The organism is Salinivibrio sp. PR919 (assembly GCF_001995355.1).
Lineage (GTDB): Bacteria > Pseudomonadota > Gammaproteobacteria > Enterobacterales > Vibrionaceae > Salinivibrio > Salinivibrio proteolyticus.
The window spans coordinates 45,893-58,575 of sequence record NZ_MUFL01000011.1 but is presented as its reverse complement, the minus strand read 5'-3'; the positions used below and the strand labels follow the sequence as shown (position 1 = coordinate 58,575).

Sequence of the window (12,683 nt, the reverse complement as noted above, 5' to 3'; positions counted from 1 at the left end):
GGGTGGTGGTACGATCCAGCACGTCGGCCAAGGTATTATCATGGCCGCCAGCAAGGTTTTGGGTGATCTCGAGATTGCGGCGTGTCGCAGCATCTAGCACCACTGCGTTGTCTTGTTGTTCTTTGATGATCGCCCGAATATGAGGCAGGGCAGTGCGCTGGGTATCTTTGGCGTATTGCAACAAACAGCCTGCAGCACTGAGCCCGCGCGCACAGTCTTCCACCCCAAAACCAATCAGATCTCGGGTGCCAAATTGGGCGGTCAACTGACTACGTGCCGTATCGAGGTCAAACTCCCAAATCGGGCGACGGCGGGCGCCTTTGCTTACCGAAAGCAGGTCGGGGTGGGCAAAATCCTCAGGATAGAGCAGTTCGGCCGGTTGGGTACGCTGCAGCTCTGCCTGCATTTGTTCTAGCGTTTGTGGTTCACTCAACACAAAACGGCCAGACGTAATATCTAAGGTGGCAAAGCCAAAGCCAGTATCATCGCCGATGATGGCGGCCACCAAATTATCCACTCGCTCGCTCAGTAATGCCTCATCAGAGACGGTTCCGGGTGTGACAATACGCACAACTTGGCGCTCGACAGGGCCTTTGCTGGTGGCCGGATCGCCAATTTGCTCGCAAATGGCAACGGGTTCGCCCAATTGGACAAGCTTGGCAAGGTATCCTTCTACCGCATGGTAAGGCACGCCTGCCATTGGGATGGGCTCGCCATTTGAGCTACCGCGCTTGGTCAGTGAGATATCAARCAATTGTGAGGCGCGTTTAGCGTCGTCGTAAAAGAGTTCGTAAAAATCTCCCATACGGTAAAAGAGCAGCTCCTCAGGGTGCTGAGCTTTTAACTTGAGATACTGTTGCATCATGGGCGTGTGTTTTTCGAGCGCTTGTACTGTCACGACTAGACCTGCAAAATGGAACGTTAAGGCCGCTTAGAATACGTGATGTCGGGGCACAGGGTAAAGCCACGTCATGTGGATTTCGGTGCCATGAAAAAGGAGAAACGCGTGGACCACTTATATTCACTGGCAAAGCAGCTAGGTGATGTACTGGCTGATGCACAATTGACCATCACCACCGCTGAGTCATGCACGGGTGGGGGAATCGCCTATTGCCTGACGGATGTTGCGGGTAGTTCACAATGGTTCCATCAAGCCTTCGTGACTTACAGCAATGACGCGAAGCAGCGTTTGGTGAAGGTACCTGATATGGCGCTCGAGCAGTATGGCGCAGTGAGTGAACCTGTGGTGACGGCAATGGCTGAGGGCGCGCGTGAGCGTGCAAACGCAGATGTTGCGATTGCCGTTAGCGGCGTGGCCGGGCCATCAGGAGGGAGTGAAGAAAAACCAGTCGGCACCGTCTGGTTTGCGTGGGCATGGCGAGAGGATGAAACCGAGACCGAAGTCTGTCACTTTGATGGCCACCGCCGTCAAGTGCGCGAGCAAACCATTGCGCACGCACTTGGTCATGTTTTAAATCGGCTACAGTAACGAGTTTGGGTTGTGGGACACATCAGATTTTTTCTGATCAGCTCTAGACACTGTATAAATGGACAGTATACTTGACCGCATTAACGACAGCTTTCTCGTCGCATAGATTGAGTTTTATTTCTTGGAGACTGAAATGGACGATAACAAAGAAAAGGCGCTTGCCGCTGCGCTTGGACAAATCGAAAAGCAATTTGGTAAAGGCTCTATTATGCGCCTTGGCGATGACCGTACCATGGACATCGAAACCGTATCGACCGGCTCATTGTCTCTGGATATTGCGCTAGGGGCGGGGGGATTGCCATTTGGCCGTATTGTTGAAATTTATGGTCCGGAATCATCGGGTAAAACRACSCTGACKCTASAAGCGATTGCCGAAGCACAAAAAATGGGMAAAACCTGTGCSTTTATCGAYGCTGAGCAYGCACTAGACCCTGTTTACGCCCGYAAGYTRGGTGTCGAYATYGATAACCTTTTGGTSTCWCAGCCAGAYACMGGTGAGCAAGCGCTAGAAATTGCTGATGCACTGACCCGCTCCGGTGCTGTCGATATGATCGTGATTGACTCGGTAGCGGCGTTGACACCAAAAGCGGAAATTGAAGGTGAGATGGGTGATTCTCACATGGGCCTTCAGGCACGCATGCTGTCACAAGCGATGCGTAAGTTGACCGCTAACATCAAAAACAGCAACACCTTGATGGTATTCATCAACCAAATCCGGATGAAGATTGGTGTGATGTTCGGTAACCCCGAAACCACCACGGGTGGTAACGCACTGAAATTCTATGCATCGGTGCGCTTGGATATTCGTCGTATTGGTGCGATCAAAGAAGGCGACGAAGTGGTCGGTAACGACACCCGTGTGAAAGTGGTGAAAAACAAAGTCGCGGCGCCCTTTAAGCAAGCTGAATTCCAAATTCTTTATGGCCAAGGCATTAACCTGCATGGCGAGTTGATTGATCTTGGGGTCAAGCACAAGCTGGTCGAGAAAGCGGGTGCGTGGTACAGCTACAAAGGCGATAAAATTGGCCAAGGTAAAGCTAACGCCTGTAAGTACCTCAAAGAAAATCCACATATTGCGAAAGAGCTCGATACCACATTGCGTGAAATGCTGTTGCAAACCGCATTGAATAACGAAGTGGTAGAGGCTGACGCGCAGGCAGAAACAGAAGACGATTTGTAATGTCGTCATCGTGCCAAGAGATTGCGGTGGGCTTATTAGCCCGCCGCGATCATTCTGTACAAGAGTTGCGTCAAAAGCTTGAGCAGCGTGACTTTGATAGCGAAACGATTGAAAGCACCCTGGCAACCTGCTTAGAGCGTGGTTGGTTAGATGATGCCCGTTTTGCGGCGAGCCTATTACGCCAAGGGGTCAGCAAACAACATGGCTGGTTGCGCATCTGCCAAGATGCCAAGCGTAAAGGGGTCGATAGCGAGTTACTTTCTCAAGCAGAACAAGCGGCTGAAATTGATTGGTTTGCCTTGGCGAAAGAAACTGCACAGCGCAAATATGCCGATATTGATGGTGTGATCCCACCGGCGGATCAAAAACTCAAAGCCAAGCGGATGCGCTTTTTGCAATCACGGGGCTTTAACTTCGATCAAATCCAATACGCGCTCTCCAACGACTAAATTCCTCATCAATTATCGCTGAATCCTGCACTGTCTCTTTTCCGTACGCGATCGGTTGTTTACAATGGCGCAAATAAAATTATGTTACCATCGCGTCATTACCACGACCGGTTGCTAACGCAACACTCGATTATCAGGATTAGCCAATGTATATGAGCACTGATGAGATCCGCACCGCGTTTCTCAAGTTCTTTGAAAGCAAAGGGCATCAGATTGTGCCCAGCTCATCGCTCGTGCCTGCCAATGATCCAACGCTTTTGTTCACCAACGCAGGTATGAACCAGTTTAAAGATACCTTTTTAGGGATCGAAAAACGTGACTACTCACGCGCCACCTCTGCGCAGCGTTGTGTACGAGCGGGCGGTAAGCACAACGACTTAGAAAATGTCGGCTTCACAGCACGTCATCACACCTTCTTTGAAATGCTAGGTAATTTCAGCTTCGGCGATTACTTCAAGCAAGACGCGATTCAGTACGCGTGGGAATTTCTGACCGAAACGATTGGCCTGCCGACTGAAAAGCTATTAGTTACCGTTTATAAAACCGACGATGAAGCTTTCGATATCTGGCACAACACTATCGGTGTACCGGCTGATCGTATCGTGCGCATTGGTGATAAAGAGGGCGGTAAACCTTACGAGTCAGACAACTTCTGGCAAATGGGTGACACTGGACCTTGCGGCCCATGCTCTGAAATTTTCTACGATCATGGCGACCATATTTGGGGTGGACCTCCGGGCTCTCCAGAAGAAGACGGTGACCGTTTTATCGAGATCTGGAATATCGTTTTCATGCAGTTTAACCGTCAAGCTGACGGCACCATGGAAAACTTGCCGAAGCCATCGGTTGATACTGGTATGGGTATCGAGCGTATTGCGGCCATCAAGCAAAACGTTCATTCCAACTACGAAATTGATGTGTTCCAGCAACTGATCAAACAAGTGGCTGACAACATTGGTGTCGATGATTTGGGTAACCAATCGCTGCGAGTGGTGGCAGACCACATCCGTTCGTGCGCGTATCTGATTGTTGATGGCGTGATGCCATCTAATGAAGGCCGCGGTTACGTGTTGCGTCGCATCATTCGTCGTGCGGTGCGCCACGGTAACAAACTGGGCGCAAAAGGTGCCTTCTTCTACAAGCTCGTTGGCCCCTTGGCGGCGATTATGGGCACGGCTGGTGAAGCGCTGCGTGAGCAGCAAACCATGGTCGAAAAAGTACTTAAAATCGAAGAAGAAAACTTCGGTCGCACCCTTGAGCGTGGCATGGTCATGCTGGAAGAAGCCTTGGATAAAGTGCAAGGGGATGTGCTAGACGGCGAAACCGTCTTTAAGCTTTACGATACCTATGGCTTCCCGGCTGATTTAACCAACGATGTTGCCCGTGAGCGTGGCTATCGCATCGATGAAGACGGGTTTGAAGCGGCGATGGAAGCACAGCGCCAGCGTGCGCGCGAAGCGGGTCAGTTCGGTACTGATTACAACCAAGCCATCAAAGTGGAGCATGGTTCAGACTTCTGCGGTTACACTGGCACAGAGGGCGAAGGAAGCATTACCGAGATTTTTGTCGATGGTGCCTCTGTTGAGACGCTCGCATCGGGTGATCATGCGGTTGTGATTCTCGACCATACCCCTTTCTATGCCGAAGCGGGTGGTCAATGTGGTGACGCTGGTGTGCTGATTACCGAGCAAGGCCGCTTTGCAGTGACAGATACGCAAAAAGTTGGTCAGGCCATTGCGCACTACGGCAGTATAGTAGAAGGGCAACTGCTTGTCGGTAGCACAGCGAAGGCGCAGGTTGATGCCGCGCGTCGTCAAGCTATTGCACTTAACCACTCTGCCACTCACTTACTTCACGCAGCCCTGCGTCAAGTCTTAGGTGAGCATGTGGCACAGAAAGGCTCGTTGGTTCGCCCAGACGGATTGCGTTTTGACTTCTCGCACCTAGAAGCGGTCAGTCACGACGAATTAAAAGCGGTTGAGCGAATCGTCAATGAGCAAATCCGCGCCAACCACAGCGTGCAAACTGATGTGATGGATATCGATGCGGCCAAACAAAAAGGGGCGATGGCTCTGTTTGGCGAAAAGTACGATGACAAAGTACGCGTGCTGACCATGGGTGACTTCTCCATCGAGCTATGTGGCGGGACGCACGCAAACCGTACCGGTGATATTGGCCTGTTTAAGATCACCTCTGAGGGTGGCATTGCTGCGGGTATACGCCGCATTGAAGCGATCACCGGACAAGATGCGATTGAGCATGTGTATCAGCAACAAGCTGACTATGAAGCCAAGCTTGACGATGCACACGGCAAAGCCAAGGCGCTTGAGAAGCAAATTCAGCAGCTTAAGCAAAAACTGGCGGCGCAAGAGAGTGCCGGGCTTATCAATCAAGTCCGAGAACTTAACGGTGTTAAAGTGCTTGTGAGCCAGCTCGATGGCGCAGATAACAAAGCGCTGCGTAGCATGGTTGACGACTTGAAAAACCAGATGGGTAGCGGGATTGTTCTGCTCGGTAACGTTGCCGATGGTAAAGTCGGTCTGATTGCCGGTGTGACCAAAGATCTGACTGGCAAAGTTAAAGCCGGTGAGTTAGTCAACCTTGTCGCGCAACAAGTCGGCGGCAAAGGTGGTGGTCGCCCAGATATGGCGCAAGCGGGCGGCAGTGATGTGGCTGCATTACCGCAAGCGATTCAATCTGTCGATGCATGGCTGGCAGAGCGCCTCTAATCGAGATCACAGCTAAGTGTTAAAGTCAAGAGGGTCGCCATAGTCGGCCCTTTTTTGTGATCTAGATTAATAATTGCACTTTTTTTTTGATTCTGTATAGTGCAACGCCTTAGGCATGCGCTGGCGAGAAGACGTGATATGGCTTAGGTTTTACGTCCTTGCCAACCAGTGCAACACAGATTTCTCTTACACTGTTATCTCAGGTCAAGCGCTAACATCGCTAACGGCATGATGATAAAACAGTAAATTTCTCTGCCCTTTTCTGGATATGGCCTGATAATTCAGCCATAGTGTGTGTTGCGGCGTTTATTTAACCGTCGCATTAGCATCACGAGCAGGGAAATGGTCATACGATCACAGATAGCGGGCCGGAACGCAGGCGGGTTATCTGGCTCAGACACTGATTGAATAAGTAAAAGATTGATACTCAAGGAGTAGAAGAATGCTGATTTTGACTCGCCGTGTTGGCGAAACTTTGATGATTGGTGATGAAGTCACCGTCACCGTCTTGGGTGTGAAAGGTAACCAAGTTCGCATCGGTGTGAACGCACCAAAAGAAGTCTCTGTACACCGTGAAGAAATTTACATGCGTATACAAGCAGAGAAAGGCACCCCAGCCGGTGGTCAGAACGACTACTAATTGAGTGCAGAAAAGGTCGACCTAGGTCGGCCTTTTTTATGTCAGAAAGTTGCAGCATAACTACGTCTAAACGACCAATAAACCAACAAAAAAGCCGACCTTTGGGTGATAATTGTCCATTTGTTTGGGGCTAAGCGATTTTTGCCCGAAAAGTGTTTGACATATTTGTGGCTCAAAGTAATATGTGCCCCCGCAGCGACGGTGAGGTGGCCGAGTGGCTGAAGGCGCTCCCCTGCTAAGGGAGTATACGGTTTGTAGCCGTATCGAGGGTTCGAATCCCTCCCTCACCGCCATGTTGCTGCAAGCAAGATAGATGTGCGTCCGTAGCTCAGCTGGATAGAGTACCTGGCTACGAACCAGGCGGTCGGAGGTTCGAATCCTCCCGGACGCGCCATTTACTTGTGGTGAGGTGGCCGAGTGGCTGAAGGCGCTCCCCTGCTAAGGGAGTATACGGTTTGTAGCCGTATCGAGGGTTCGAATCCCTCCCTCACCGCCATGACTTACAAGCCTGCCWTGTAAAACTGATGTGCGTCCGTAGCTCAGCTGGATAGAGTACCTGGCTACGAACCAGGCGGTCGGAGGTTCGAATCCTCCCGGACGCGCCATCATCCTTCACGGAAGACTTGCAAACGATGTTCAGGATGAACCGATTGTCGACACGCGCTCGTAGCTCAGCTGGATAGAGTACCTGGCTACGAACCAGGCGGTCGGAGGTTCGAATCCTCCCGAGCGCGCCATCTTCAATCATGCAAATCCGTCAGCGCGTCCGTAGCTCAGCTGGATAGAGTACCTGGCTACGAACCAGGCGGTCGGAGGTTCGAATCCTCCCGGACGCGCCATTTCTTTGCTTTAGTCCCAAATCCATCTCTCCTTATTGCTCGTCACCACTTCGCAGTTCGCGTTATTCTCTCATCGATCGTTGTTGTAAATACCGACCGTTCAGTCTGTTTTTCTCGCTCATGTGACCTTCCTACTGGTCAATCCTTGTGATGCGTTCATTAACGCTTTCTCCTTTTATCAGACGCTAAAAGCGATTGGCTGTGGAGAAGAAAAAGGTTTTTTCCAAAATTCGCACAATCATTTTGATTCCCGCATCGAAGCCCTTGCATAGACAAGCTCGCAATTCTGATAGACCCTCAGTACTCACCGTTAAATGCGCAATCTATATATTTACCTTTACGTAAGCGTCAAATTAAGGTTATCGCGTCTGGCGCGGTGATGGCGTGCGTTGTAAGGTAACAAAAACGCAACACATCGATTGTCATTTGTGCAAATAGTTAGTATTTTGACCGCAAACGATTAAATACCCCTTTAAACCCTGTGAGGAATCAAATCATCGTTAAAGGGGAATAGGTGACAAGGACGATAACCATGGAACTGGGCCCGCTTTTAGAACAGGCACTGATGCTCATGCTCACCGGCATGTCAGTGGTGTTCGTATTTCTTTCAATTCTGATTTTTCTGGTACGTCAGCTAGCTCGCTTTGGCGATCCTACCCCGCCTACGCCAGCATCGTCTGTCACGTCTACCCCCGTTAAAGCTCAGCCGGGAACATCCCCGGATGTGATTGCTGCGATTACTGTCGCTGTTCAGCAATATCGCCAACGCCAGCGTTGAGTGGTAAGGCACATATAAAAAAGGAGTTTGTTATGTCTACGCCGTTAGCTATTACCGATGTGGTGCTTCGTGACGCCCATCAGTCGTTGTTTGCCACGCGCCTGCGTTTGGACGATATGTTGCCGATTGCCGCCGAGCTTGATCAAATAGGTTTTTGGTCACTCGAAACATGGGGTGGGGCGACCTTTGACGCGTGTATTCGCTACTTGGGGGAAGATCCTTGGGTGCGCTTGCGCGAGCTGAAAAAGGCGATGCCGAACACGCCAATGCAGATGTTGTTACGTGGGCAAAATTTGCTGGGATATCGCCACTATGCCGATGACGTGGTGCATAAATTTGTCGAACGTGCGCATGCCAACGGGATGGATGTGTTCCGTATTTTTGATGCCATGAATGATGTGCGCAATTTCAAAGCGGCGGTCGGTGCCGCGGTAGAAGTCGGGGCACATGCACAAGGAACGATCTCGTATACCACAAGCCCTGTTCATACCTTGGACACATGGACAGATCTTGCCAAGCAATTGGAAGATTTAGGGTGTCATTCACTGTGTATTAAAGACATGTCTGGCTTGCTAAAACCCTATGAAGCCTATGAGCTGGTGAGCCGCATCAAATCGGCGTGTGATATCCCTTTATCGCTGCACTGTCACGCCACGACTGGCTTATCAACTGCAACGGCCATTAAAGCCGTTGAAGCAGGACTCGATGTGTTAGATACCGCGATTTCGTCGATGAGCCAGACCTATGGCCATACGCCAACGGAAACCGTGGTGGCGATGCTGGAGAACACAGAGCGTGATACGCAGCTTGACCTCAATAAGCTGGAATCTGTGGCTGCCTATTTTAGAACGGTCCGGAAAAAGTATGCGCAGTTTGAAGGGCAGCTCAAGGGCGTCGACTCACGTATTCTGATCGCGCAAGTGCCGGGCGGCATGCTCACCAATATGGAAGGCCAGCTTAAAGAGCAAGGAGCGGCCGACCGCTTGGATGAGGTACTCGATGAGATCCCGCGTGTACGTGAAGATCTTGGTTATATTCCATTGGTCACGCCCACCTCCCAAATTGTCGGCTCGCAAGCAGTGATTAATGTTCTGACTGGCGAGCGTTATAAGAGCATTACCAAAGAAACGGCGGCGCTACTTAAAGGCGAATATGGAAAAGCGCCCGCACCAGTCAATGCGAAGCTGCAAGCCCAAGTGCTGGATGGTGAAGCGCCGATTACTTGCCGCCCTGCAGATAAATTAGCGCCTGAGCTGGATGCGCTCACGCAGGCTCTGATTGAAAAAGCCGACGCCGAAAACGTACCTTTGGCAGACGACAAAATCGATGATGTCTTAACCTACGCGTTATTTCCGCAAGTGGGATGGAAGTTCTTACAAAATCGCGGTAACCCCGATGCCTTTGAACCTGCACCAACCGGTGAAGCAGAGCCTGCCTCTGTGGCCACCAAGCCGACGTCAGGCGGCGAGATTGAAACCTATAGCGTGCGTGTGAATGGGCAAGTCTTTAACGTAGATGTAGGTCCAGATGGCGCGTTAGGGGACATTCAGCCCAGCGCGTCGCCAGTGGTATCAGCCCCTCAACCTAGCGCCGTTCAACCACAAGGCGAACCCGTCACTGCTCCTTTGGCGGGTAACATCTTCAAAGTGATGGTATCGCCGGGTGAGCACGTGCAAGAAGGGGATGTATTGATTGTGCTCGAAGCGATGAAAATGGAGACCGAGGTCCGAGCGGCGCAAGCAGGCACAGTTCAGGATGTCCAAGTAAAAGAAGGCGATGCGGTGACCGTGGGTATGCCGCTATTGCACTTAGGGTAAGAGGGCAACATGGAAGGATTAATGATCTTGTGGTCAGAAACGGGCTTGGCGAATTTCCAATGGCCTCAGCTTGTGATGATCGCCGTCGGTTGCTTGTTGCTCTTTTTGGCCATTCGCCGTGGGTTTGAACCTTTGTTACTTTTGCCCATCGGGTTCGGGGCGATACTGGCGAACATTCCTAATGCCGGATTTAACGAGCCGGGCGGCTTGCTCTATTACGTCTATCATGTCGGCATCGATACGGGCGTCTTCCCGCTATTGATTTTTATGGGTGTTGGCGCGATGACCGATTTTGGCGCGCTGATTGCCAATCCGCGCACGCTACTATTGGGTGCGGCGGCACAGTTCGGCATTTTTGCTACCTTGTTTGGTGCCATTTTGCTCAACTTGGTTCCCGGGATGGCATTTACGCTCAAGGATGCCGCCTCGATTGCCATTATTGGTGGTGCGGATGGGCCGACAGCAATCTTCCTCGCCAGCAAACTGTCGCCGGATTTGCTCGGTGCCATTGCAGTCGCCGCCTACAGTTACATGGCGCTTGTGCCGATTATTCAGCCTCCGATCATGAAGCTGTTTACCTCGGAAAAAGAGCGTCAAATCGAGATGAAGCAGTTACGCCATGTGTCGAAAACTGAGAAAGTGCTGTTTCCGCTGGCGGTATTAATGATGACCATCTTGTTCTTGCCGTCGGCAACACCGCTGGTCGGCATGTTCTGCCTCGGGAACTTGATGCGAGAATGTGGGGTTGTCGACCGTTTATCCGGCACCGCGCAAAATGAGCTGATTAACATTGTCACCATTTTCCTTGGCTTGGCGGTGGGCTCTAAATTAGAAGCGGATAAGTTTCTTCAGTTTGAGACGTTAGGCATTTTGGTGCTCGGTGCTGTGGCATTCAGTATTGGGACTGGCGCCGGCGTGCTTATGGCAAAGCTGCTTAACCGCTTTAGCCGCGATCCGATCAATCCGCTGATTGGCGCAGCAGGCGTGTCGGCAGTGCCCATGGCGGCAAGGGTTGTCAACAAAGTTGGTTTAGATGCCAACCCACACAACTTCTTGTTAATGCATGCCATGGGGCCCAATGTGGCTGGTGTGTTGGGCTCCGCGGTGGCAGCGGGTATCTTGTTGGCGCTGGTCGGATAACGCGCCCTGCCTTGTGACGAGAAAAGGCGAAAGAAAACGGAGGTAGGCATTGTGTCTATCGCCGTTTTTGTTAAGACTAGAGGTTTACGCTTTGCGATTACGCAGTGCGTTGCTATGAAGCGATGAGTCAGGTGACTCAACCGTGCAACGGCATGCGAAAGGAGTCTTTATGTCGAACAATATATCTCTTGCGATCCCCCAATTTGGAGGACCTGAGGTGTTAACCGCCGTTAATCGTCCCATTCCGTCTCCGTCTGAAGAACAAGTGCTGATTCAGGTAAAAGCGGCAGGTGTGAATCCGATTGACGCAAAAACGCGTGCAGGCCACGGCTGGGCCGCAGAGCATAACCAAGACAAATTGCCTTGGGTGCCGGGATATGATGTTGCGGGTGTTGTGGTGGCTAATGGCACTAACGAAAGCAAGTTTGATGTGGGCGACCGCGTTGCCGGTATGATTGGCTTTCCCACTGATGGTGGCGGTTATAGCCAGTACGTAGTAGCTGACGCAGGATTACTCTCGACCGTTCCACCGAGTGTGCCTATGGTGGACGCCGCTGCCTTACCACTAGCAGGCCTTACCGCATGGCAAGCGCTCGAGCACGCGCAATTACGGGTAGACGAAAAAGTACTGATCTTGGCCGGTGCCGGTGGCGTGGGTCACTTGGCGGTGCAATTAGCGGTTCGAACCGGGGCGAATGTTTACGCGACCGCGTCGCCGTCTAATCATGATTTCTTGCGTCAGCTTGATGCAAAACCGGTTGATTATCACCAAACCCATTGGGCAACCGCTCATGGTGAATTTGATGTGCTGATTGATCTGGTTGGGGGAGAAACTGGGATTGATGCGCTCGCCAGTTTGCGCACTGGCGGTCGTGTGGTGACCGTGCCGACCAATACCCGCGATATGATCACCTCAGCAGCGGCCGAGCGGGGCTTGAAAGCCACGGGGATGCTGGTGGAGCCCAATACATGGCAAACTCAGCGCCTACTCGACATGCTTGACCAAGGTGATTTACGGATTGATATTGCGGCTGTGTATCCGTTAGCGGAGGCTGCACAAGCACATATTGCCCTTGAAGACGGTCATACGCGTGGTAAACGCGTCCTCGAAATGCCGTCTGCATAAATGGATAAAAAGAGTGGTCATTCAGGGCCTAAACGCCTGAACCAATAGGGGAGTCTGCGGTCGAATGGGCGATTGGTCATCGCTGGTTATGTTGTTTGCAACCAGCTTTCTCAGTGCCACCTTGCTCCCGGGTGGCTCTGAAGCCAATATGGTGTATTTACTTCATCACCATAGCTACCCCGAAAGCGTCATTATTGCTATTGCCAGTGTGGGCAATACGCTAGGCGGTATGACCAACTATGCGATTGGTCGTTGGTTACCTGACTATCAACCCAAGCGGCGCTGGGATCGCCACGCGCAGGCGTGGTTAAAGCGATACGGTTATGCCGCATTATTGTTAAGTTGGGTGCCCGCCATTGGCGATCCCTTATGTGTCGTCGCCGGGTGGCTACGTTTACGCCAGTCTTGGTGCTGGCTAGTTATTTTTTCTGCAAAAACAGCGCGCTACCTTATTCTTGTCTTGTCATATCATTGGGTAGCCGGGTAGGAAATTATC

General features: G+C 51.5%; 10 protein-coding genes, 6 tRNA genes and 1 pseudogene. 16 read left to right on the top strand and 1 reads right to left on the bottom strand.

What is annotated here, in order from left to right:
- Positions 1-865: pseudogene (locus tag BZG83_RS03595) on the bottom strand (DNA mismatch repair protein MutS); the annotation flags it as partial.
- Positions 866-1,006: 141 nt separating this feature from the next.
- Here BZG83_RS03595 and BZG83_RS03590 point away from each other — a divergent pair.
- The 16 genes from BZG83_RS03590 (at position 1,007) to BZG83_RS03515 (ending at position 12,674) form a co-directional block, all read left to right on the top strand.
- Entirely contained in the window at positions 1,007-1,489 is a 483-nt protein-coding gene (locus BZG83_RS03590) for a CinA family protein (protein WP_077479402.1), read from the top strand.
- A gap of 133 nt (positions 1,490-1,622) precedes the next feature.
- Positions 1,623-2,669: a recombinase RecA gene (recA, locus tag BZG83_RS03585; RefSeq protein ID WP_077479401.1), complete on the top strand. Its 1,047-nt coding sequence runs from the start codon at positions 1,623-1,625 to the stop codon at positions 2,667-2,669.
- Positions 2,669-3,118 (top strand): regulatory protein RecX, encoded by a 450-nt coding sequence (locus tag BZG83_RS03580; protein ID WP_232112028.1) that lies wholly within the window; start codon positions 2,669-2,671, stop codon positions 3,116-3,118. Before recA ends, BZG83_RS03580 begins: the two co-directional genes overlap by 1 nt.
- A gap of 146 nt (positions 3,119-3,264) precedes the next feature.
- Entirely contained in the window at positions 3,265-5,847 is a 2,583-nt protein-coding gene (gene alaS, locus BZG83_RS03575; RefSeq protein WP_077479400.1) for an alanine--tRNA ligase, read from the top strand.
- Between the two features lie 442 nt (positions 5,848-6,289).
- The gene (csrA, locus tag BZG83_RS03570) at positions 6,290-6,487 is read left to right on the top strand and encodes a carbon storage regulator CsrA (protein ID WP_069591103.1); all 198 of its coding nucleotides are present in this window, start codon (positions 6,290-6,292) and stop codon (positions 6,485-6,487) included.
- 200 nt (positions 6,488-6,687) lie between these two features.
- A tRNA-Ser gene (locus BZG83_RS03565) sits at positions 6,688-6,780 on the top strand.
- A 24-nt stretch (positions 6,781-6,804) separates the two neighbouring features.
- Positions 6,805-6,881 (top strand) — tRNA-Arg (locus tag BZG83_RS03560).
- A gap of 9 nt (positions 6,882-6,890) precedes the next feature.
- Positions 6,891-6,983, top strand: a tRNA-Ser gene (locus tag BZG83_RS03555).
- A gap of 32 nt (positions 6,984-7,015) precedes the next feature.
- Positions 7,016-7,092: transfer RNA gene (locus BZG83_RS03550), tRNA-Arg, on the top strand.
- Positions 7,093-7,147: 55 nt separating this feature from the next.
- Positions 7,148-7,224: transfer RNA gene (locus BZG83_RS03545), tRNA-Arg, on the top strand.
- A 25-nt stretch (positions 7,225-7,249) separates the two neighbouring features.
- A tRNA-Arg gene (locus BZG83_RS03540) sits at positions 7,250-7,326 on the top strand.
- Positions 7,327-7,858: 532 nt separating this feature from the next.
- Positions 7,859-8,104, top strand: a complete 246-nt coding sequence (locus BZG83_RS03535; protein WP_077479399.1) for an OadG family protein — start codon at positions 7,859-7,861, stop codon at positions 8,102-8,104.
- Positions 8,105-8,136: 32 nt separating this feature from the next.
- Positions 8,137-9,921, top strand: a complete 1,785-nt coding sequence (oadA, locus tag BZG83_RS03530; protein ID WP_077479398.1) for a sodium-extruding oxaloacetate decarboxylase subunit alpha — start codon at positions 8,137-8,139, stop codon at positions 9,919-9,921.
- Positions 9,922-9,930: 9 nt separating this feature from the next.
- Complete coding sequence (locus BZG83_RS03525; RefSeq protein WP_069586871.1) at positions 9,931-11,061, top strand: sodium ion-translocating decarboxylase subunit beta; 1,131 nt, start codon at positions 9,931-9,933, stop codon at positions 11,059-11,061.
- 169 nt (positions 11,062-11,230) lie between these two features.
- The gene (locus tag BZG83_RS03520) at positions 11,231-12,187 is read left to right on the top strand and encodes an NADP-dependent oxidoreductase (RefSeq protein ID WP_077479397.1); all 957 of its coding nucleotides are present in this window, start codon (positions 11,231-11,233) and stop codon (positions 12,185-12,187) included.
- Positions 12,188-12,251: 64 nt separating this feature from the next.
- Positions 12,252-12,674, top strand: coding sequence for a YqaA family protein (locus tag BZG83_RS03515; RefSeq protein WP_077479396.1), 423 nt, complete (start codon positions 12,252-12,254; stop codon positions 12,672-12,674).
- The last annotated feature ends 9 nt before the right edge of the window (positions 12,675-12,683 follow it).